This window comes from Saccharopolyspora gloriosae (genome assembly GCF_014203325.1).
GTDB classification, from domain to species: domain Bacteria; phylum Actinomycetota; class Actinomycetes; order Mycobacteriales; family Pseudonocardiaceae; genus Saccharopolyspora_C; species Saccharopolyspora_C gloriosae.
The window spans coordinates 3,776,707-3,797,836 of sequence record NZ_JACHIV010000001.1 but is presented as its reverse complement, the minus strand read 5'-3'; the positions used below and the strand labels follow the sequence as shown (position 1 = coordinate 3,797,836).

Here is a 21,130-nt window from a genome sequence, read left to right as displayed (position 1 = left end):
GCCGCAGGGCCTCGGTGGTCAGTTCAGCTTGCGGGTATCGGCCGGGAGTCCGCCGCCGTTGTGGACGTCCTCGGTGAGCTCGGCCAGCGCGGTCAGGGCGACGTTCTGGCTCCACGGGCCGTAGGACACGCGGGAGACGCCGAGTTCCTGAGCCGTTCGCAGCGGGAGGGAACCGGGGATGCCGATCAGGTTGACCTTGCGGTCTCCGAGCGCTTCGACGAGGCGCCCGACCTGGTCGGCGTCGAGCTTGCCGGGGACGAAGAAGTTGGAGGCTCCGGCGTCCAAGTAGGCGCGTCCGCGGGTGATGGCGTCGGCGAGGACCTCCTCGGGGTCGCGGTCGGCGGCCCGGAGGAACACGTCGGTGCGCGCGTTGAGGACGAAGTCGATGCCCGCGGATTCGGCGGCGGCGACGGCGGATTCGACCGCCCGCACCGACTCGGCGAGCGGCTTCACCTGGTCTTCGAGGTTGGCGCCGACCGCTCCGGCGTCGATGGCGCGGGCGATGGTGCCGCCGGGATCGCCGTAGCCCGCTTCGAGGTCGGCGGTGACGGGCAGGTCGCCGGCCGCCCGCACGATCAGGGCGACTTCGGCGATCATCTCGTCGCGGGGGATGCGCTCGCCGTCGGGGTAGCCGCGGGCGGCGGCGATGCCGTGGCTCGGGGTCGCCAGCGCCCGCGTGCCGGGCGTCTCGGCGACGACCTTCGCGGTGATCGAGTCCCACGCGTTGACGAGCAGCAGCAGTTCCGGCGCCGCGTGGAGTTCTTGCAGGCGGGTGGCCTTCTCAGCGATGGAGGTCATACCGCTCAATCTAGTCCCCGCGGCGCGGTGTCCGGATCGGCCGCGAACCGGTTCTTGATCTCCGGCTTGAGCACCTTGCCGATCTTCGATCGCGGGAGGTCGGGCCAGATCTCGATCTGCTTGGGCGTTTTCACCGACCCCAGCCGTTCTTTCACGAAGGACTTCAGCTCGTCCGGTTCCGCCTGCCGCTCCGGGCGCGGTTGCACGACCGCGGTCAGCCGCTCGCCCCACTTCTCGTCGGGCAGCCCGATCACCGCCGCGTCGAGCACCGCCGGGTGCGCCAGCAACGCCTGCTCCACCTCGGCGGAGTACACGTTGAACCCGCCCGTGATGATCATGTCCTTGGCCCGGTCGACGATGTGCAGGAAGTTCTCCGCGTCGAGGTAGCCGATGTCGCCGGTGTGGTGCCAGCCGTGCTCGCTGACCGCGGCCGTGGCCTCCGGGTTCTCGTGGTAGCCGTCCATGACCAGCGGACCGCGCACCACGACCTCGCCGCGCTCGCCCCGAGGCAGCAGCGCGCCCTGCTCGCCCATCACCGCCACCTGGGTCAGCGGGCTCGGGCGCCCGGCGGAGGTGAGCCGCTCGGTCGCGATGGAGCCGTCCGGGCGGAAGTGGTCGGCCGGGGCCATCGTCGAGATCATGTTCGGCGCCTCGGTCTGCCCGAACAGCTGCCCGAAGACCGGCCCGATCCGGGTGAGCGCCTCCGCCAGCCGCGTCGGCGACATCGGGGCGGCCCCGTACCAGAGGCAGCGCAGCGAACTCAGGTCCGTCGCGTCCAGGTCGGGGTGCTCCAGCAGCCCGTAGATGACCGTCGGCGGCAGGAAGGCGTGCGTGATGCGGTGGTGCTGCACGAGCCGCAGGAACTCGCCGAGGTCCGGATTCGGCATGATGACGACCTCCCCGCCGAGCGCCATGATCGGGAAGGTGAGCACCCCGGCGGAATGGGTGAGCGGCGCGAGCGCCAGATACCGGGGCGAGTCGCCGAACGGGTAGCTCATCAGCGTCGTCGCCGTCGCGGTGGCCATGTTCGTGCCGGTCAAGCGGACGCCCTTCGGCAGTCCGGTCGTGCCGCCGGTCGCGGCGAGCATGCACAGGTCGTCCCCGGCGCGGGTGACCGGGCCGGGCAGCGGGTCGGCGCGCGCGAGCCACTCGGCGAAGTTCCAGGCCCCGTCGACCTCCCCGTCCAGGCACACCAGCGTGGTCAGCTCGGGCAGGCCGTGGCGGATCCGCTGCACCAGCGGGGCGAACTTCGCCTGGAAGAACAGGCAGCGGCACCCGAACATCCCCAGCAGCTGCTCGTTCTCGGCGGCCTCGTTGCGCGGGTTGACCGGGCACCACACCGCGCCCGCGCGGGAGATGCCGAACACGCAGCCGAGTGCGTCGGGATCGTTCGCCGACAGCACCGCGACGCGGTCGCCCGCGCCGATCCCGGATCCGCGCAGCGCCCCCGCGATCCGCCACGACGACTCCTGCACCGCCGCGTAGTCGCGCGATCGCCCGTTCGTCGTCAAGCAGGGCTCGCCGCCGCCCAGGGAGGCGCCCTTGTCCAAGTAGCCGGCCAGTTGCATCGCTCACCTCGTGGTGCGGGACGCGGGGTGCGCCGGTCGCCGCGCACGGCGACCGGCGCACGCGCGCATCAGCGGTGGACTTCCAGGATCGGGTCGAGCACCAGGCCGAACGCGCGCAGCGTGCCCAGCAGCTCCCGGTGCCCGAAGGCCTGGCAGCTGGAGGCGAACCCGGCCTTGCGCGGCGGCTGCTGCAGCAGCGACGCGGCGGCGTGCACGTTGAGCAGCGCGGTCTGCTTGTAGTTGCAGTTGCCGTGGATCACGCAGTGCGCGCGCCCCAGCGGACCCGAGGCGTGCACCGAGTCGAGCGAGGTGTTGATGCGCGGGTTCTCCCGCGGCGGCATCTCGCTGCGGACCTGCGCGGAGGTCGCGTCGATGATCTTGAGCTTCTCCTCGGTGGAGAGCCCCTCCATCTGCTCCAGCGCGGCGTTGACGATCTGCGGCACGGCCGACATCAACGCCCTGTCGAACACGCCGCCCAGCGCACGGGCGTTGGCCACCCGCGGGTCGTTCTTGAACCACACCGGGTGCGACGTGCCGCCCCAGGGCAGCGCCAGCCCGAGCTCGTGCTGGCCGGGCACCACCACTTCGGCGGGCCAGCCGTCCGCCCGCCACTCCACGTACTCGTTCTGCTCCAGGTGGTAGGCCTTCGCGAACGCCGCGTTGAGCAGGATCGTGTTGGTGGAGGCGACGGTCGGGTGCCCCTTCCAGAACACCTCGATGTCGAGGGTGTCCAGGCCGGGCGTCTCCAGGCAGATGTTCGCCGCGATCTCGCCGATGGTGTACATCTGCGCCAGGCCCGGGGTGAGCAGCAGGCCCCGCGCGGCGAAGTCGGCGCCGTAGCGCGCTTCGGCGTCGATCATCCAGTTCTGCTCGCCGTTGGTGTCGGTGTAGTGCGCCCCGATGTCCAGGCAGGCCTGCGCGACCTCGTGGCCGTAGCGGGCGAACGGGCCGACGGTGTTGAGCACGACCGAGGCGCCGCGGAAGGTCTCCGCGAGCGCGGCGGCGGTGTGCTCGACCTCCACGACCTCGTGCTCGACGGTCTCGATGCCGGGCACCGCGTCGACGGCGTCCTTGACGCGCTGGTGGTTCCGGCCCGCCGCGAGGAAGGGGATGTTGTACTCGCGCAGGTATTCGCAGATCAGCCGTCCGGTGTACCCGGAGGCGCCGTAGACGACGACGCGCTTGTCAGTGGCCATGAATTCGTTCCTCCAGTGCTGGTGGTGTCCTGGTCACATGCCCATGCCGCCATCGACCGGAAGCCCCGCTCCGGTGATGTACTTCGCGGCGTCGGAGGCCAGGAAGACCACGGCGTCGGCCATGTCGTCGACCTGCCCGAGCCGTCCTTGCGGGGTGAGCCCGACGACGGCTTCCGCCGCCGCCTGCGGGGAGGGGAACAGCCCGATCTCGGCGCAGTCGGCCGCGAGCTGGTTGCCCATGGTGGTGGGCGTCAGGCCCGGGTAGATCGAGTTGACGCGCACGCCGTAGCCGAGCTTCCCGGACTCGGCGGCGGCGACGCGGGTGAGCCGGTCGATCGCGGACTTCGTCGCCGAGTACAGCGAGATGCCGGGGAACGCGATCGTCGCGGCCACCGACGCGATGTTGACCACGGCACCGCCCGCGCCCGCCGCACCGCCCGGCCGCATGGCGCGGAAGCCGTGCTTGAGGCCGAGCGAGTTGCCGAGCACGTTGACGTCGAGCATCTTGCGCACGTCGGCCGGGTCGAGGTCGACGATCAGGCTGGTGATCTCCACCCCGGCGTTGTTCACCAGGATGTCCAGGCCGCCGATGGAGTCGACGGTCTGCTGGATCGCCGCGGCCCAGTTGTCGTCGTCGGTGACGTCGAGCGCGACGAACTCCGCGTCGGCGCCCGCGTCGCGCAGCGCTCGCGCCGTGTCCTTGCCGGCCTCTTCGAGCACGTCGCCGATGACGACCGCTGCTCCCGCCTTCGTCAGCGCTTCGGCGATTCCGGCGCCGAGGCCGCGCGCACCCCCTGTCACGAGGGCTCTTCTGCCGGTCAGGTCATAGCTGCTCATCCGGAATCTCCTCGTTGAGATCGCTGGTCAGCACGGTTGCCAAGATCTCCCGTGCGGCGCGGATCACACCGTATGCATTGGTTTGGACAGTCGTCAAGAATTTCTTGGACGACTGTCATGGACGGCGGTGGCGGTAGACTGCGGGCCGCAGCAGCACACCGCCGCCAGCCGACAGGACGAGCACGTGACCGAGGTCGCCGAGACGAAGCAGAAGCGGATCGCCCGCCGCCAGATCGACAAGTTCGAGGTGCGGCGGACCGAGCTCGCCGTCGCGACGCTGAACACCCTGGCCGACCTGGGGTACGCGCGGACGAGCCTGCGCGAGATCGCGCAGAATTCGGAGTTCTCCCACGGAGTCCTGCACTACTACTTCGCGGACAAGCAGGACCTGATCGTGCAAGCGGTCCGCCAGTACGAGGCCGTGTGCGTGACCCGGTACGACGAACTCGTCGCGAACGCGACGAGCGCGGACGAATTGCGCGACGGTTTCGTCGCCCGGTTCTTCGCGACGTTGAAGACCGACGCTCCGCTGCACCGGCTCTGGTACGACCTGCGCAACCAGAGCCTCTTCGACGAGTCGTTCCGCCAGGAAGTGGTGGAGATCGACCAGCGCCGCGAAGAGATGATCTGGCGGGTGATCATCCGCTGCGCCGAGTTGGCGGGCGTCGGGACCGCGATGTCGTCCGCGGTCGCCTACGCGATGATCGACGGGATCTTCCAGCGCGGTCTCAGTCACGCGTTGTCCGGACTGGACGACGAGGTCGCGCGGCTGGAAGCGGAGATGCCGGGCGTGCTCGCGCTGCTGCTCGCGCGGTCCTGACCCGCGGCGGGAAGGCCGCCGATCCTCCTTCGCGACCGTCCCCCGCCGACCTCTCGCCGTTCACGTTCACCTCGCTGTATCCGGACGGGCACTCCGCGTATTCGAGCAGTGGTCGCCGTCTTCATTCGGCGGCCCGATTGATCGCGGTGCACTGTGGTCACTTCGCGTGAGCAGCCTTAGGTGTGAGTTCGCGGACCGACTTTCGTCTTATCTTTCGTGAACACAGTGGACTGAGCTCGTCTTTCTTCGGAAAGGGCTCCCGTTTTCCCATTTCTGTGGCTGGATTTCGCCTGCTGCTTGCATTTCCCGGCTTGATGTGCGGTTGAGTTGATTGGTGTTTGGAGGTGGTGAATTCGGTCCTTTTGGGGGTATCAAGTGGCAGGTCTAGACCGGCAGACTCTCGGGATCGATCACGAAAGGGTCGGCCACCCCCCGGGCCGATCCTGTTGTCTCAGGAGGTATCCCCCATGGTTTCTCGCCGCCGGTTTCTCGGGTATTCCGCTGCCGCGTTGAGCACCCCGTTCTGGGTCCAGGCGATCAGCGCCCCGTTCGCGTCCGCCGCGCCCGAGAACCTGAAGTTCGTGCTGCAGAACAACTCCGGTGGTCCCGCGACCGCGTACATCGCCGGCTTCTCGGACGCCGAGAAGAAGGCCGTGTTCATCACGAAGGACGGCACCCCGTACTTCCCGGAGGCGAGTGGCCCCGAGCCGACCCCGGTCGGCGAGGAAGCCGCCATCCCGGTTGACGGCAGCGTCGAGGTCACCGTCCCGCGGATGTACGGCGCGCGGGTCTACTTCTCCCTCAACGACACGCTGGAATTCCAGGTCGTGCAGGACGGCGACGGTGCCACCTCCGTCGTGCACCCGAACTTCGTGTCCGAAGAGGACCCGAACTACGGCAAGGACTGGACGTTCGCGGAGTTCACCCTCAACTCCGAGCAGCTCTACGCCAACATCAGCTACGTCGACTTCGTCGCCGCGCCCATCGCGCTGCACCTGAAGGCGGCCAGCGGTGACCAGGAAGTCCCCGGCATGCCCACCGGTGCGCTCGACGGCGTCGCCGAGGGCCTGCGCGCCCAGGGCGGCAACTGGGCCAACCTGGTGCAGGAGGCCGACGGCCGGGTCGTGCGGGTGCTCAACCCGAACCACCGCGCCGCCGACTTCGAGGGCTACCTCGAGCCCTACGTGGACGAGGTCTACGCCAAGTACGCGGGTGAGTCGATCTTCGTCGACACCCAGCGCGACGACCTCGGCGTCATCGAGGGCAAGGTCGAGGGCGACGCGTTCGTCTTCGGTTCGGAGCGCTTCGAGAAGCCGTCCTCCGTGGACATCTGGGGTTGCAACAGCGGTCCGTTCGCCAACAACCCGGAGAGCGACTCGCAGGAGCGCCTGGCGATCGTGCCGCGCCTGGCGGCGGCGTTCAACCGCACCACGCTGCTGATCAACCCGAACCAGCCGCAGGACGAGGACCCGGCGACCTTCTACCAGAACGAGATCACCAACCACTACGCCCGCGTGGTGCACGAGAACCTGCCCGACGGCAAGGGCTACGCGTTCGCCTACGACGACGTCAGCTCGAACGCGGGCGAGGACCACAGCGGCAAGGTCAACGCCGGCGACCCCGACGTGTTCACCCTGACGCTCGGCGCCATGCGCTGATCTCGCTCGAAGCAGTCGGCGGCCGATCCACGCGAGGCGTGGGTCGGCCGCCGCTTCGCGTCGTGCCCCGCCGCGCATCGGCGTCGGTGTGCGGCGGGATCGCGTTCACACGGTCGAGTCCACTGAGGGCTCCCGTTGCGGGGCGGCTGCGGGCGGCAGAACGACCGAGACCACGCCGAGCAGCGCGAGGACGCCCGCCGTCGTGACGATCCGGTTTCCGGTCACCGGGTGCGCTCGTAGTGGCGGCGCGCCTTCTCGCGGTTGCCGCAGGTGGCCATCGAGCACCAGCGAGCGCGGTTGGCGCGGCTGCGGTCGAGCAGGAACAGCCGGCAATCGCCGTTGGCGCAGGGGCGCAACCTGCCGGGCAGGCGCTGCTCGGCGTCGGCCCAGGCGAGCACCGCCGCCACCGCGAGCCGGGCGTGCGGGGGCGTCTCGACCGTCCACCGCAGGCCCTCGGGGGTGATCTCCGGTACCTGGTGGACCCCGTCGAGCAGCGGGCGCAGCGCTTCGGGCGAGGCCGTCGCGCACACCACGTCCCGCAGTGCGTCCCGCGCCTCGCGCAGCAGCGCCAGTTCCGCGAGCGTCCCGTCGCCTCCGTGCTCCCGTGCCCAGCGCCTGCCGGAATCCGGGTCGCCGAGCTCGTCCTGTTCCACGCCGTTGATCAGTGGCCTGCTGTTGAGCAGGTCGAGCAGTGTGTCCACGAGCCTCCTCTAACCTGTTCGATCGTTTTGACAGGTTAGCTCATGTCGTGCTTGCATGACGGAGATAACCAGATAAAGAGCATGAAGGGGTTAGAAATGAACTCGGTGCAACACCGGACCGCCCTCGTCGACGGCCACGAGATCTTCTACCGCGAAGCCGGCCCGGCCGACGCTCCCGCGATCGTCCTGCTGCACGGCTACCCGACGAGCTCGTTCATGTTCCGCGAGCTCATCCCGCTGTTGGCTCGGGACCACCACGTCATCGCCCCGGACCACCTCGGCTTCGGCCGCTCCGCCACCCCCGCGCCCGAGGAGTTCGACTACACCTTCGACGCGCTCGCCCGGATCACCTCCGGGCTGCTCGACCGGCTGGGGCTGGAGCGATACGCCCTCTACGTCCAGGACTACGGCGCACCCATCGGGTGGCGGCTCGCGCTGGAGCACCCCGAGCGGATCACCGCGCTGGTCACCCAGAACGGCAACGGCTACGAGGACGGGTTCGTCGAGTCGTTCTGGAACGACGTCTGGGCGTACGCGGCGAACCCCGGCCCCGGCACGGAACCGCCGGTGCGCGCGGCGCTGGGCATCGACGCCGTCCGCTGGCAGTACCTGCACGGCGTGCCCGACCCGAGCGTGGTCAGTCCCGACACCTGGGAGCACGACGTCGCCCTCCTCTCCCGCGAGGGCAACGACGAGATCCAGCTGGCGCTGTTCCGCGACTACCCGAACAACCGGCCGCTCTACCCGCTGCTGCACGAATTCCTGCGCACCAGCGGGGTTCCGGTGCTCGCGGTGTGGGGCCGCAACGACGAGATCTTCGGCCCGGACGGCGCCCGCGCCTTCGCCCGCGACGCCGCGGATGCGGAGGTGCACCTGATCGACGGCGGACATTTCCTGCTGGAGAGCCACTTGGACGTCGTGGCGGGGTACCTCCGCGGTTTCCTCGGCAGGGTCCTGGGCCGTGGTCACGGGACGGAGCGGATCAGCTCGCGGGCGGGTCGTCCCGCTCGGTGAAGACCTCGCGGGCGGTGAAGGTCGCGTTCAGGGCTCGGGGGAAGCCGCAGTACACGGCGGCGTGCAGGAGCGCTTCGGTGATCTCCTCGCGGCTGATGCCCACGTTGAGGGCGGCGCCGAGGTGGACCCTGAGCTGCGGTTGGCATCCCCCCAGCGCGGTCAGGACGCCGAGGGTGACCAGCTGGCGGCTGCGGGCGTCGAGGCCGGGCCGGTCATAGATGTCTCCGAAGGCGAACGCGGCGACGTGGTGTGCGAGGGCAGGGTTGATGTCGGCGAGCGAGTCGATGACGGCCTCGCCCTGCTGCCCGTCGATCTCGGATAGGACCGATTGCCCGTGACGGCGGCGGGCGAGGTTGCCGGGACTGTTGATGTCGTGCTGCGAGGCGGGATTCGTCATAGCTGGTGCACTTCCTGGTAGGTAGCGATCTTGTACTCGGTGGTGGCGAGGGCGAGCTGCAGTTGGGCGATCTGGGCCCGCACGGTGTCGCGGTGCTCCAGCAACATGTCCATGCGCTCGGACACGGTGTCCTGGTCGGCGTCGACGAGGCCGATGTAGTGGCGCAGGTCGCTGATCGGCATGCCCGAGGTGCGCATCCGGGTCAGGAACACCAGCCTGCGCACCGCGGGCGCGTCGTAGCGGCGGTGACCGGCTGCATCACGGGCGACGTGAACCAGGCCGATGCGTTCGTAGTACCGCAGTGTGTGGGGATTCACCCCGAGGTGCTTGGCCGTTGTGGCGATGTCCCACTCGGTCGCGTCGTCATCCCGCGCGAGCTCACGCAGAGCCTCGATCGAGACCCCACCGGGCGGATCCACCGCCAGGCGCAGGGCCTGACGCAGTGCCTCGTCTTGTTCCATCCCGGCCGACGGTAGAGGTGTGAGCGCACTCGAACGCAAGGACGCGATCGAGCCGCGTCCCCACTCAGCGCACCTGCCGAGGTGCCGGATCACGGCTCCCCGGGGCGGGGCTTCGGTACCGTGATCTCCAGGAGCGCAGATCGGCAGGGGAGTGGGAATGGCCTTATTCGGCGGCATGATGGGCAACGCGTCGAGCATCGATCCGCGTGCGGCGGCCAAGGAGTTCGGGCGCCTGCTGGCGCAGGGGGAAGTCGTCCACGCCGCGTACCAGTTGATCCGGGACTCGTTCATCTTCACCGACCGGCGCCTGATCCTCGTCGACAAGCAGGGGATGACCGGTCGCAAGATCGAGTACCACTCGATCCCGTACCGCAGCATCACCCACTTCTCCGTCGAGACCGCGGGAACCTTCGACCTCGACGCGGAGCTGAAGATCTGGCTCTCCGGCGCTGTCGAGCCGATCGTGAAGCAGTTCGGCAAGGGCGTCGACGTCTACGAGGTGCAGGCCCTCATGAGCACCTACGCCGCGGGCTGACGCCGGCGAAATCGCTGTCCTCGCGAGAAGAATCCGCCGGAGGTCGTTCTGCTCTGCCTGGTCGCTGCTCAGCGGCTTCGCTGCTCAGCGGCTTCGCCGCTGACAGGACAAAGATCGAACGATCACCCTGCGCGGATTCCTCGGGGGCGGCGGAGCGTTCCGCGTTCCGCTGCTCGGGGGCCGTCGACCCGGCGGGCCGGGTCAGCCTGCGAAGCGGCGGACGCTGTTGACCTGGCCCATGTACTCGACCTCTTCGACGGTGACGTCCTGGCCCTCGGTCGGGGCGTGCACGATCTTGCCGTTGCCGATGTAGATGCCGTTGTGGCTGCCCGAGCTGTAGAAGAAGATCACGTCGCCGGGCTTCATCTCGCTCTGGGAGACCTTCTTGCCCTCCGAGATCTGCGACTGCGTCGAGCTCGGCAGCGACACCCCGGCCTGGCGGAAGGACCACGCGACGAGTCCGGAGCAGTCGAACTGCTGCGGCCCCTTGGCCCCGAACACGTACGGGGAGCCCTGCTTGCTCAGCGCGGCGTTGACGGCCTCGATCGCGGTGCCGGAACCGAGCAGCGAGCCGACCGAGCTGCCGCCGGACATCGATTCCTGCTCCTGCTCGCTCAGGCTGTCGTACTGCTCCTTGACCTTCGCGACCTGGGCGTCCATCGCGTCCTTCTTGCCCGCGATCTCCCCTTCGATGCGAGCGGCCTCCGCCGCCGCGGTCTCCGCGCGCCCGCGCGCGTCCTGGGCCTGGCGTTCGGCGCCTTCCGCGCGGTGGGTCGCCCCGGCCAGCGCCTTGACGGCGTCGTTGTTGTCCTTGGCCAGCACGTCCAGCGCCGAGGACCGGTCCAGGAAGTCGTCCGGCGACTCGCTGACCAGCAGCGCGGAGAGCTTGTTCAGCCGAGCGCCCTGGTAGGACGCGTGCACCAGCCGGTCGACCCCGCTGCGGAACCGCTGCTCATCGGCACGGGCCTGGCCGGCGACCCGGCCGGCCTGGTCGCTGTCGGCGTTCGCCTGGTCCAGCTCGCCCCGCCGCTTGGCGTGGTCGTCCTGCGCCTTCTTGTACGTCTCCGTGAGTTCCTCGGCCTGGCGCCCCAGCTCCTTGAGTTGCTTCTGGGCGTCCGACGCGTTGCCCGGCGGCTGCGCGACGGCCGGTGGAGCGGACACGCCGACGGCGGTGGCGACCACCGTGGCCGCGAGGGCTCCGCCCATCGAACGCTTCAACTTGGACGACGACGCTGAACGCACACAACTCCTTTTGCCGCTGACACCGGCACATCGGCCCGCGAAGGGCCGAGGCTCGGATGAACGATCGCCTCGACGAGGCCGCCCACCGATTCGGTGCGATTCGCGGAGCCCCCTGCCGGATGGCTGATCACCGCGAAACCGCGGCACAGGCTACGCACCACGCGAGCACGTGGTCCACCAGTGCGGAGTGGCATTCCGCACAACGCTTTCGCGGCGCTGTGATCAGCGATTTCCGTTGCCGTTACAGGACTTGCGGCCGTGCGCCGATTACCGCGCGGATTCGGTGGCGACGTTGTGCGATCAGTTGTGCGCACACGGGAACCGAGGTCGATCTTCGGGACTCCCCGATACGGTCGCTGCGGCTGAGTGGTGCTCTTCGAAAGCGGCCGGGGGAATTCGGCGTCGATATCGGAGGACAGCCCGCATTGCGGCGGATTCTCCCCGTGCCCGGCGTAATTCCGGCCCGGCCGGACGAGGGGCCGATCGGGGAGTGGGCGTCGCTCGTTCGGCCGCGTCCGAGGCGGGTCCGGTGATCGAACACCGCCCCGATCGGCCGCTGCGTTGATCGGATCAGGTGATGCGGCCGCGCGGCCCAGCGCGGCGCGGCGCGACCAGCGGTGATCATCCGTGCACTCGGAGTATCGTTCGAAGCGATCTCCGATGAAGGGGTGAAGCGCGACGTGGGGGAGCGACGGACGCCGGAGACGGGTGCGCGGCCCGCGGAGGCGGTGCGCAACCAGGTCCGGGGCGAGGCCGGGAACGTGGTGCAGGCGGGCCGCGTCGCGGGCGACGTGCACGTGCACCGCGACGTCTACCTGTTCGTCACCGGCGGGTTCGGCGTGCTGCGCGACGGAAACCCGGTGCGCGAACGGCCGCTGAACATGGCCGGACGCACGTCGAGCGACGCGCGGGCGGAGATCGGCGACGCCCTCGATCGGGTGCGGTCGGACTCCGAGCCCCGACCGCCGAAGCCCGAAACGCCCCCACTGGATGAGGCCGAACCGCGCACCCTCGTCCTGGACGGCATCGACGAGGCGTCCGAACCGGAGCGGGTGCTGCGCGAAGTGCTCGCGCCCGTGGCGAACAGCGGCATCCGCCTGGTGCTGGGGTTCCGCAGCGGTTCCTCCGCCGCGCTGCGGGTGGCGCGGGAGCTGTGGCCGGAGCAGGACGCGGACCCGGAGGTCTTCCGGGCCCGGCTGGACCTGCTGGCGCGGGCCGTCGACGAACTCGCGCAGCGGGAGAACGCGCTGCACCGCCACCGCGCGCACGTCGCGGGCAGGATCGCCGGGGCGCCCGCGGTCCCGGACCGCGCCATCGCGCTGCGGCTCGTGGTCACCGGGTTGCGGACGGACGACCCGGGCATGGCGCCGGAGGCGCGGGCGCGGCGGCTCGCCCGAGCCGAAGCCGACGTGGCGGAGACCTCGCGCCTGCTGCGGGAGCGGCGCGGCGAACTGGACTCCCTGCTGGAGCGGCGCGACGACCTGCGCGGGCTGCTGGAGGCCTACCGGGCGCAGGCGATCGACCACGGCTTCGTGGAGGACGTCGGGCTGGACGAGCCGTACCGGCGCTCGCACGACGCGTTGTGGCGGGGACCCTGCGATCTGGACGCGGCCGGAGAACTCGTGCGCGGCTACGGAACGGCCGTGCGCGCGCGGATCGGTCCGGCATGACCGCCCCCTGCGACCGGCCGGGATGCGGCGGAACCGTGGTGGCGACCGGGTTCTGCGATCGCTGCGGTCGCCGCCCTTCGCCCGCCGCCCCGCCGACCCGGGCGGAACGAGCGGAACGAGCGGAACGAGCGGAACGAGCGGTCGCGCCGAGCTCCGCGAGCGGGCCGCGCGAGAGCGACGGCGGCGCGTGGGTCAGCGGTGATCTGCTGTCGCTGCCGGTGTTCGAGCTGCCGGACCCGTCGAGCCTGGTGCTGGCGAACGCGGAAGTGCCGGAGGCGAGCCGGGTCTGCGCCGAGTGCGGCCATCCCGTCGCGCGGACCTACGAGGGACAGCCGCCGCTGCTGGACGGAGTCTGCGGGCAGTGCGGTGCGCGGTACTCGTACTCGCTGAAGCTCGTGGCGGGGGATCTGCTCGCCGACCGCTACGAAGTGGTCGGGCCGTTGCAGCGCGGCGGGCTCGGCTGGGTCTACCTCGCCAAGGCGCGCAACCTGGACGACACCTACGTGGTCCTCAAAGGACTGATCAACAGCCGGGACCGGCGGGCCCGCGAGCTGGTGGCCAACGAGCGCACCGCGCTGACCAGGCTGGACCACCCGAACATCGTGCGCATCTACGACTTCGTGCAGCATCCCGACCCGGTCTCCGGCGAGCCCGTCGACTACCTGGTGATGGAGCACGTCGGCGGCCCGTCGCTCGCGCAGCTCAAGAACGATCCGGCGGCGCGGGCCCGGCACGGCGAGCTGCGGGTGGAGCACGTCATCGCCTACGGGCTGGAGATCCTGGCGGCGCTGGAGCACCTGCACGCCGCGGGGTTGCTGTACTGCGACATGAAACCGGGCAACGTCATCCGCAGCACCAACCGGCTGAAGGTGATCGACCTGGGCGCGGTGCGCGGGATCGACGACCAGGAGGGTCTCGTCGTCGGCACCCGCGGCTACCAGGTGTCCGACGAGGAACGCGAGCTGCACGGGTTGACGATCCGCTCCGACCTGCACACGGTCGGGCGGACCTTGGAGACCTTGTTCCACGTGACGGAGGAGTCCTGGTCGCCGGGCACGCGGCGGCAGGCGGCCGGTGCCGGTCGGAACGGGAGCTCGGAGACCGCAGCGGGTGAGGCCGAGCCGGGCCCGGTCGAGGAGCCGGATTCCGGCGACGCCTGCGGGGTGGCGTCCTTCCGCCGCGTGCTCGCCCGCGCCACCGGGCCGTTCGAACAGCGGTTCACCACGGCCGCGGACATGGGCGAGCAGCTGCGCGGCGTGCTGCGGGAGATCCTCGCGCTGCGCGGGATGTCGTTGCGCCCCAGCCCGTCCCGGCTGTTCGAGGACCCGCTCGCGCTGCTCGACAACGGGCTCGGCTCGATCCCGCCGCTGCGGCGGTGGACCGGTGCGCGCACGCTCGCCCAGCTGGCGGTGGAACTCGACGACGGCAGGCCCTCGCCCGCCGGAGCCGCCGCCGCGCTGCCCGCGCCGCTGGTGCGCGCCGACGACCCGGAGGCCGGCTACCTCGCCGCGCTGGTCACCACCGATGCTCGCGAACTGCTCGCCGCACTCGACGCGTCCGAGCGCGAGTCCCCCGAGATCCACCTGCGAGCCTGCCGCGCGCTGATCCGGCTCGGCGAGCCCGACGCGGCGGAATCCCGCCTGGCGGCGGCCGAGCAGGCCGATCAGCACGCGCCGGACTGGCGGCCCGCGCACTTCCGCGGCCTGCTGGCGCTCGCCAGGGAAGACGTGCCCGCGGCCCGGCGGGAGTTCACCGCGGTGCGCGACGCACTGCCGGGCGAGCTGGTTCCCAAGCTGGCGCTGGCGTTCTGCGCCGAGCACGAGGGCGACGCGACCGAGGCGCGGGCCGCGTACGAGGCCGCGTGGCCGCAGGACCGCCGGACCGCGACCGCCGCGTTCGGCCTCGCCCGGCTGGCGCTCGCCGACGGCGCGCGCGACCGCGCGGTGGAGGCGTTGGACGACGTGCCGCCGGAATGCCGCCACGCGCAGGAGTCCCGGGTGGCCGCGTTCCGGGTGCGGGCCGGTCGCCTCCGCGGCGGGGAGCCGCCCGGCGTCGACGACCTCGCCGACGCGGTGCGCCGGTTGGACGCGCTGGCGCTGGACGGCGGTGAGCCGGACGGCGCGGGCCGGGCCCGGCTGACCGCGTCGCTGCGGGAGGTCGCGCTCGCCCGAGCCGGTCGGGAACCGGTGCGGCTGCCCGCCGGTGCCGTGCTCGGCGCGAACCCGGACGTCCGCTCGTTGCGCGCGCTGCTGGAGAACTCGATCCGCAGGCTCGCCGGGCAGGCCGGGCGAGCGGACGCGCACGCGGCGCTGGTCGACCTGGCCAACGGCGTGCGGCCGAGGACGTGGTGGTGACGGTGGCGGAGCGGGGGGATGCGATGGGGGCCGCGGTGCACTTGCGGCTGAGCCAGCAGAAGTATCTGTCCACATCGGACTCGCGGATGCACGCGGTGCTCACCGTCGCGGCCGGTGAGCTCGGCCCGGCGAGGGATTCCGCGGAGGTGCTGCTGGTGGACTGCTCCGGTTCGATGAGCACGCCGCCCACCAAGATCACCGAAGCGCGCCGGGCCGCGATCGGCGCGCTCGACGCGCTGCCCGACGGGGTGCTGTTCGCCGTGGTGCAGGGCACCGACCGCGCCCGGATGGCGTATCCGCGCAGCCCCGAACTGGCCCGGATGGACGCGCGGACCCGCGACGAGGCCACCGCGGCGGTGTCCCGGCTGTACGCGGGCGGCGGCACGGCGATGGGCGGCTGGCTCAAGCTGGCCGATCGGCTGCTGGCCGGGCACGTCGGCGCGGTCCGGCACGCGCTGCTGCTCACCGACGGCCACAACGAGGGCGAGAGCGTCGCGGTGCTGGACCGCGCGCTGCGCGAGTGCGCCGGGCACTTCGTCTGCGACGCGAGGGGGATCGGGCAGGACTGGCGCCCGGACGAGCTGCGCCGCATCGCGTCGGCGCTGCGCGGCGGAGCCGATTCGGTGCGCGTCGAAGCGGAACTGGCCGACGACTTCCGGCGGCTGGTCCGGGCGGCGATGGCGAAGGTGCTGCCGGACCTGCTGATCCGGGTCACCGCGCTGCCCGGTTCGCGGCTGCGCTTCGTCAAGCAGGCGTTCCCGGCCGAGCTGGAGCTCCAGCCGACGTCCCGCGGCGAGCGCATCGCCGAGTTCCGCACCGGCGCCTGGGCGTCGGGGGAGGTCCGCGAGTACCAACTGGCAGTGGAACTGCGCCACGACGGGGAACCGATGGCCGAGGACCTGCAGATCGCGGTGGTGCAGGCGGTGCGCGCGGACGACGGCGGCGAAGCGGGCCCGCCGGTGCCGGTGCTGGTGCACTGGACCGACGATCCGCAGCGGTCCAGCCACGTCGACCCGCTGGTGGCGCACTACACCGGTCAGGCCGACCTGAACGCGGCCGTGCTCGCCGGGTGCGACGCGTTCGACCGCGGCGACGCCGAGGGCACGCGGCGGCACTGGGCGCGGGCGGTGGTGCTGGCCCACGGCTCCGGCAACGAGGACGTGCTGGCCCGGCTGCGGCGGCTGGTGCAGATCCGCGACGCCGCGGGCGGCGTGGTCGCGGTGCGCCCGGACCTGCGGCGGGTGGACTTCCTCAACGCCGCCGTCGGATCCAACATCTCCACCCGAGGCCCGCGGCGCGCGGAGTCGCCCGCCGCGGCGGGCCCGCAACGGCGGTGCCCCGAGTGCGATCGCCGCAACCCCGGCGACGCGCGGTTCTGCGAGTGCGGGCACCGGTTCGGCACCGGGAGCGGGCGATGACGGCGTCCACGACGATGCGCGACCTGCGCCGCTGGCGGACCGCGCTGCTGGTGCTGATCGGGCTCACGGCGGTGTTCTCCGCGTGGTCGTTCCACCGCGTGCACACCGCGCTGCCCGCGGCCGGGGAAGTGCTCGCCGCGCGGGAAGCGCTGGTCGACGCGCACCGGGGAGCGGTGGAGGGCATCCGCTCCGGCGAGGTGCTGCTGTCCGGGCCCGGCGAGGAGTACCGCACCCAGCTGGCCATCGCGCAGCGGCACCTCACCGAGGTCGCCCAGACCGGGCTGCCGGACGTCGATCCGTCCCGGCTGGAGGTCGCGCAGGGCCTGCTCGCCTCCTACGGCGCGGAGATGGACCTCGCCGCCACCGGTTTCCGGGAGGACCAGGCTTCCCCGCTGGGCACCACGTACCTGTGGAACGCGACGCTGCTGCTGGACCGGCCGGGCGAGGGAGTGCTGTTCCAGCTCGACGTGCTGCGCGCCGAATACCTGCGGGCCGCCGAGGCTCGGGTGGTGACGATCGTGCTGTGGCTGGTGCCCGCGGTGCTGCTGCTGGTGCTGCTGGTGGTCGTGCAGGTGCAGCTGGCGCGGCGGTTCCGGCGGGTGCTGAACCCGCCGCTGGTGCTGGCCACGGCGTGCGCGGCCGGACTCGCCGAGCTCGCCTCCCGAATCCTGGTCACGCGGGCCCGCCTGGAACCGCTGGCCGAGCAGTGGACGAACCGGACCTGGTACGACGACCTCGGCTACCGGGACGCGGTGCTGGGCGTGCTCACCGAGCAGTGCCCGCACGATCTCGCCGCCTGCGGGGTCACAGTGCAGCGCTGGGCGGCGCGGTTCCCCGGCCCCGTCGACGCCGGGGCCGGCGCGGTGGAGGTGGGAGCGGACGCCGCGCTGCTGTGGGCGATCCCGGTGCTGGCGGTGGCCGCGGCGCTGCTGGTGCAGCTCGGTCTCGCCGCCCGCATCGACGAGTACGGATACCGGTCGCGATGAGGCGAACAGCGCGCGCGGCGGTCTGCTGCTCGGTCCTGGTGGTGCTGCTGGCCGTGCTCGGCGGATGCCGGATTCCCGGCACGGCGGGCAGCGTGACCGTGCTCGGCCCGTGGACCGGCCGGGAGCAGGCCGAGTTCACCAGGGCGCTCGACGAGTTCACCGCGCAGACCGGTATCCGGGTGGACTTCCAGGGCACCCGCGCGTTGGGGGAGGTGCTGTCGTCGGGATTGCGCGACGGCACGCCGCCGGACGTGGCGGTGCTGCCCAGCATCGGCGACCTGCCGCGCTACGGCGACCGGCTCGAACCGCTCGACGACGTGCTGGACCGCGGCTGGACCGCGGAGCACAGCCGCCAGTGGCAGGACCTGGCGCGCGTCGGCGGCGGACCGATCCGCGCGGTCCCGGTGCACGTGAACCTCAAGAGCATGATCTGGTTCCCGCCCGGTGTCCCGCCGCCGAGCGACGCGGCGGAACTCGACGAGCTGAGCCGATCGCTGCGCGAGTCGGGCATGGCGCCGTGGTGCGTGGGCATGTCCGCCTCCGCCACCTCCGGCTGGCCCGGCACGGACTGGATCGAGGACCTGCTGCTGCGGCAGTCCGGGCCGGAGGTCTACCGCCAGTGGATCGCCGGTGAGCTGCCGTGGACCTCCCCGCAGGTCCGGCAGGCGTGGGAGACCTGGCAGCGGTTCGCCGGCTCCGGCCAGGTGCGCGGTGGGCGGATCGCCGCGCTGCTCACGGAATTCCAGGACGCGTCCCGCCCGATGTCCGCCGACCCGCCGCAATGCCTGCTGGAGCACCAGGGTTCGTTCATGGCCGGTGTGCACGCGGCGCGCGGCGAACCGGAGGCGGACTTCGCCCGATTCCCCGGTTTCACGCCGGAACACCCCGACTCCGCCGGGACCTGGGAGGTGTCGGCCGACGTGGCCGGGATGTTCCGCGACACCCCGCAGGCCCGCGAGCTGATCCGGTTCCTGGTTTCCCGGCGGGCGCAGGAGATCTGGGCGGCAGGGGAGGCCTTCTCGGCGAACTCCGCGGTGCCCGCCGATGCCTACCGCACGCCGTCCGGGCGCCGCATCGCCGCCGTGCTCACCGACGGCCGGGACCGGTTGTGCCTGGACGGTTCCGACCTGATGCCGTCACCGATGCGGGACGCCTTCCAGCGCGCGGTGCTGGAGCACCTCAGCGACCCGACCCGCTTGGACGCGCTGCTGCACGCCCTAGACCGGATCCGCGCACAACTACCGAAGCACCAGTTCACCGACCGCGCCTGCGGAGGCTGACCGGCACCGATTCCGCTCCTCTTGGGGGCCGCTTCAGCATGATCTTCTGATCGTTGTCCTGTCTTTGATCTCGACGCTCCAGGTGAGCGACGCCGGTGATCTTCGTCTTGTCAGCGGCGAAGCCGCTGAGCAGTGACCAGCTTGAGCAGGCCGACCACCGGCGGGTTCTCAGCGGCCTTCTCGCGAGGACAGCGATTTAGCCGTGCATGGCATACATCAGAAATCGATCCCGCAGCGAGAAGGCCGCTGAGGTTCCGCTGAGCGACCGGCTACGCAGGTCGTTCCCTGAAAGGACCCGAAAGGGACCTCACAGTCGTCCGGAGCCTACGTAGGTGCGGGCGAACCGCTCAGCCTCCGGCGTCGGGCGGCTGAGGCGGTGGGCCCGAGCTCGGCGGGTGCGGAGTTCGGCCGCCGGGTCCGCCGCGTCCGGCGGGAGGTGGAGCAGCTGCAACAGGTCTTCGGAGAACCTGAGCGCGTCGCGCGCCTGGGTCCGCCTCCGGTCCGGGTACCCGACCAGAGCCGTCGCGTCGTGGTCCCGGTACAACCGCACGAGCGAGTCGGCGAGGTCCGCGGCGTCGGCTATGGCGAGGTTCATGCCCTTCGCGCCGGACGGGGTCAGGACGTGCGCCGCGTCCCCGGCGAGGAAGGCCCGCTTGTGCCGGGAGGTTCGCGCGATGCTGCTGCGCATCCGCAGCACGCCCGGTTCGCCGATGTCGACGATGCCGGAGTCGTCGCCGAGCCGGACCTCGAGCTCGTCGCGCAGTCGCGCGGCGGACCAGCTCGCCACGTCCTCGTCGGCGGGGACCTCCAGGTACAGGCGCCCTTGCCGGCCCGCTCTCGGCATCATGCCCGCGAAGCCGCGTTCGTGGACGGCGTAGCGGATTCCTCCGACGGGTGCGGTGAGGTCGGCGAGCATCGTCAGCCAGTCGTACGGGTAGCGGCGCTGGACGCCGGAATTGCCCGGGAACGAGCGGGACACGACGCCGCGCGCGCCGTCGCACCCCACCACGCGGTCGGCGTCCACTTCGAACTCCGCGCAGCGGACCCGCGCCCGCGTCGCGGACGTGAGGTCGACGTCTTGCACGGCGCTGTCGAACAGCGGGGTGCGGTCGGCGTCGTCGAGCGCGGCGAGCAGGTCGCGCAGCAGCAGCTGCTGGGGGTAGACGCAGTGGTGATCGCCCCCGGAGCGCGCCGCGTAGTCGAGCCGGATCCGTTCGCCGGAGACCACGACGTCGCACCAGCCGTGCCAGGTGCCGTCGGTGAGCAGCCGGTCGGCGAGCCCCCACCGCCGCAGGTATTCCACGACCCGGTGTTCCACCAGTCCCGCGCGGGCCTGGTCGCGCACCTGTTCGCGGGAGCGCCGCTCGATGACGAGGGCGTCGATCCCGGCCCGGTGCAGGACGTTCGCGAGCACCAGTCCGGCCGGGCCCGCGCCGACGATGGCGACCGTGGTGCGCAGCACGCGGCTCATCGGACCGCCTCCTGCGAGGCGGGGATGATCTCGGGGTTGAACAGTTCGCTGATGGCCACGGCCGGGACGTCGTGGTGCCAGAGCAGGTAGGTCTTGAACGCGGCGGGCCGCACCGGCGTGCCGTCCCAGTCGCGCAGGCCCACGTCGAGCACGGTGCGCCGGAATCCGGTTCCGGCGGCGTGCAACGCGGATCCGAGCAGCGTCGCCGGGTCGGTGAGGCATGCGGCGCCGGGGAGGTCGGTGCGCGCCACCACGTGGTTGACCGACACCGTCCGGTCGTCGTCGACGACCAGCGTCGAGCGCCGGACCACGAGCTCGTCGTCCGGCCCCAGGCCCAGCAGGCCCGCGGCCCCGGACGGTGCGGAGCGGGCGGCGACCGCGGCGTGGGCGGCGCGGTGCAGGCGCACTCGGCGTCCGGTGCAGGACTCCAGCAGGGTCGTGGTCAGCCCGTCGCTGCTGAGCAGCATTCTCGTGATCGGTGAGGAGAACTTCGCCGTGTCGGATGGAACCGCCGAGGTGCGGCGGATGCGGAAAGGGCTCTCGGTCGTGCCCGGAGCTGCGTCGTCCAGAAGTTTCATGTACCTGAGTCGGGGTGTGCGGACGTGGTCTCGCTGCGCCCGGAGCGTTTTTCCGGCCGCCCGCGTTCGATCACGATCCGGATGTGCGGAGATGACGGTTCGAGACATTAGCATGCTTATGAAGAGTCGAGCAGCGCCTATTTAAA

Annotated in this window: 19 protein-coding genes; 9 read left to right on the top strand and 10 right to left on the bottom strand. The window is 71.4% G+C overall.

Features of this window, described 5'->3' with window-relative positions; all coding sequences use genetic code 11:
• Window positions 1–18: 18 nt before the first annotated feature.
• The 4 genes from BJ969_RS16820 to BJ969_RS16805 all read right to left on the bottom strand — a co-directional run bounded on the left by BJ969_RS16820 (window position 19) and on the right by BJ969_RS16805 (window position 4,399).
• Window positions 19–798 carry an isocitrate lyase/PEP mutase family protein gene (locus BJ969_RS16820; RefSeq protein ID WP_184479850.1) on the bottom strand — a complete coding sequence of 260 codons (780 nt, stop codon included), beginning with the start codon at window positions 796–798 and terminating at the stop codon, window positions 19–21.
• A gap of 5 nt (window positions 799–803) precedes the next feature.
• Window positions 804–2,366 carry an AMP-binding protein gene (locus BJ969_RS16815; protein ID WP_184479849.1) on the bottom strand — a complete coding sequence of 521 codons (1,563 nt, stop codon included), beginning with the start codon at window positions 2,364–2,366 and terminating at the stop codon, window positions 804–806.
• Window positions 2,367–2,434: 68 nt separating this feature from the next.
• Window positions 2,435–3,562 carry a DUF5938 domain-containing protein gene (locus tag BJ969_RS16810; protein WP_184479848.1) on the bottom strand — a complete coding sequence of 376 codons (1,128 nt, stop codon included), beginning with the start codon at window positions 3,560–3,562 and terminating at the stop codon, window positions 2,435–2,437.
• A 33-nt stretch (window positions 3,563–3,595) separates the two neighbouring features.
• Window positions 3,596–4,399: an SDR family NAD(P)-dependent oxidoreductase gene (locus tag BJ969_RS16805; protein ID WP_184479847.1), complete on the bottom strand. Its 804-nt coding sequence runs from the start codon at window positions 4,397–4,399 to the stop codon at window positions 3,596–3,598.
• A gap of 127 nt (window positions 4,400–4,526) precedes the next feature.
• On the opposite strand from BJ969_RS16805, the gene BJ969_RS16800 reads away from it, so the two are divergent.
• Window positions 4,527–5,219: a TetR/AcrR family transcriptional regulator gene (locus BJ969_RS16800; RefSeq protein ID WP_343071449.1), complete on the top strand. Its 693-nt coding sequence runs from the start codon at window positions 4,527–4,529 to the stop codon at window positions 5,217–5,219.
• A 467-nt stretch (window positions 5,220–5,686) separates the two neighbouring features.
• Window positions 5,687–6,877 carry a beta-1,3-glucanase family protein gene (locus tag BJ969_RS16795; protein ID WP_184479846.1) on the top strand — a complete coding sequence of 397 codons (1,191 nt, stop codon included), beginning with the start codon at window positions 5,687–5,689 and terminating at the stop codon, window positions 6,875–6,877.
• Between the two features lie 221 nt (window positions 6,878–7,098).
• Here the strand turns inward: BJ969_RS16795 and BJ969_RS16790 are convergent, their stop codons facing one another.
• Window positions 7,099–7,578, bottom strand: coding sequence for a CGNR zinc finger domain-containing protein (locus BJ969_RS16790; RefSeq protein ID WP_184479845.1), 480 nt, complete (start codon window positions 7,576–7,578; stop codon window positions 7,099–7,101).
• Between the two features lie 96 nt (window positions 7,579–7,674).
• Here BJ969_RS16790 and BJ969_RS16785 point away from each other — a divergent pair, with 96 nt between their 5' ends.
• On the top strand, window positions 7,675–8,592 hold the full coding sequence (locus BJ969_RS16785; RefSeq protein WP_184479844.1) for an alpha/beta fold hydrolase: 918 nt from the start codon (window positions 7,675–7,677) through the stop codon (window positions 8,590–8,592).
• On the opposite strand, the gene BJ969_RS16780 is transcribed toward BJ969_RS16785, so the two are convergent.
• Both BJ969_RS16780 and BJ969_RS16775 read right to left on the bottom strand, forming a co-directional pair.
• Window positions 8,561–8,989, bottom strand: coding sequence for a carboxymuconolactone decarboxylase family protein (locus BJ969_RS16780; RefSeq protein WP_184479843.1), 429 nt, complete (start codon window positions 8,987–8,989; stop codon window positions 8,561–8,563). The genes BJ969_RS16785 and BJ969_RS16780 overlap by 32 nt on opposite strands.
• On the bottom strand, window positions 8,986–9,450 hold the full coding sequence (locus BJ969_RS16775) for a MerR family transcriptional regulator (protein WP_184479842.1): 465 nt from the start codon (window positions 9,448–9,450) through the stop codon (window positions 8,986–8,988). The genes BJ969_RS16780 and BJ969_RS16775 overlap by 4 nt, the downstream gene beginning before the upstream one ends.
• A 157-nt stretch (window positions 9,451–9,607) precedes the next feature.
• Here BJ969_RS16775 and BJ969_RS16770 point away from each other — a divergent pair, with 157 nt between their 5' ends.
• Entirely contained in the window at window positions 9,608–9,985 is a 378-nt protein-coding gene (locus BJ969_RS16770; protein WP_184479841.1) for a PH domain-containing protein, read from the top strand.
• A 201-nt stretch (window positions 9,986–10,186) separates the two neighbouring features.
• Here BJ969_RS16770 and BJ969_RS16765 read toward each other — a convergent pair whose 3' ends face one another.
• Window positions 10,187–11,227 (bottom strand): C40 family peptidase, encoded by a 1,041-nt coding sequence (locus BJ969_RS16765; protein ID WP_343071448.1) that lies wholly within the window; start codon window positions 11,225–11,227, stop codon window positions 10,187–10,189.
• Between the two features lie 680 nt (window positions 11,228–11,907).
• On the opposite strand from BJ969_RS16765, the gene BJ969_RS16760 reads away from it, so the two are divergent.
• From BJ969_RS16760 to BJ969_RS16740, 5 genes are read left to right on the top strand one after another with little or no spacing between them, the layout of a single operon-like run.
• A complete protein-coding gene (locus BJ969_RS16760; RefSeq protein ID WP_184479840.1) occupies window positions 11,908–12,897 on the top strand; it encodes a hypothetical protein in 990 nt (329 codons plus the stop codon).
• Window positions 12,894–15,251, top strand: coding sequence for a serine/threonine-protein kinase (locus BJ969_RS16755; RefSeq protein WP_184479839.1), 2,358 nt, complete (start codon window positions 12,894–12,896; stop codon window positions 15,249–15,251). Before BJ969_RS16760 ends, BJ969_RS16755 begins: the two co-directional genes overlap by 4 nt.
• 2 nt (window positions 15,252–15,253) lie before the next feature.
• Entirely contained in the window at window positions 15,254–16,669 is a 1,416-nt protein-coding gene (locus BJ969_RS16750; RefSeq protein ID WP_184479838.1) for a VWA domain-containing protein, read from the top strand.
• Window positions 16,666–17,655: a hypothetical protein gene (locus BJ969_RS16745; RefSeq protein ID WP_184479837.1), complete on the top strand. Its 990-nt coding sequence runs from the start codon at window positions 16,666–16,668 to the stop codon at window positions 17,653–17,655. The genes BJ969_RS16750 and BJ969_RS16745 overlap by 4 nt, the downstream gene beginning before the upstream one ends.
• Window positions 17,652–18,935: an ABC transporter substrate-binding protein gene (locus BJ969_RS16740; RefSeq protein WP_184479836.1), complete on the top strand. Its 1,284-nt coding sequence runs from the start codon at window positions 17,652–17,654 to the stop codon at window positions 18,933–18,935. Before BJ969_RS16745 ends, BJ969_RS16740 begins: the two co-directional genes overlap by 4 nt.
• 307 nt (window positions 18,936–19,242) lie before the next feature.
• Here BJ969_RS16740 and BJ969_RS16735 read toward each other — a convergent pair whose 3' ends face one another.
• Together BJ969_RS16735 and BJ969_RS16730 are read right to left on the bottom strand one after the other, a co-directional pair.
• Window positions 19,243–20,406 (bottom strand): FAD-dependent monooxygenase, encoded by a 1,164-nt coding sequence (locus BJ969_RS16735; RefSeq protein WP_184479835.1) that lies wholly within the window; start codon window positions 20,404–20,406, stop codon window positions 19,243–19,245.
• On the bottom strand, window positions 20,403–20,873 hold the full coding sequence (locus BJ969_RS16730; protein WP_184479834.1) for a hypothetical protein: 471 nt from the start codon (window positions 20,871–20,873) through the stop codon (window positions 20,403–20,405). The genes BJ969_RS16735 and BJ969_RS16730 overlap by 4 nt, the downstream gene beginning before the upstream one ends.
• Window positions 20,874–21,130: the final 257 nt, after the last annotated feature.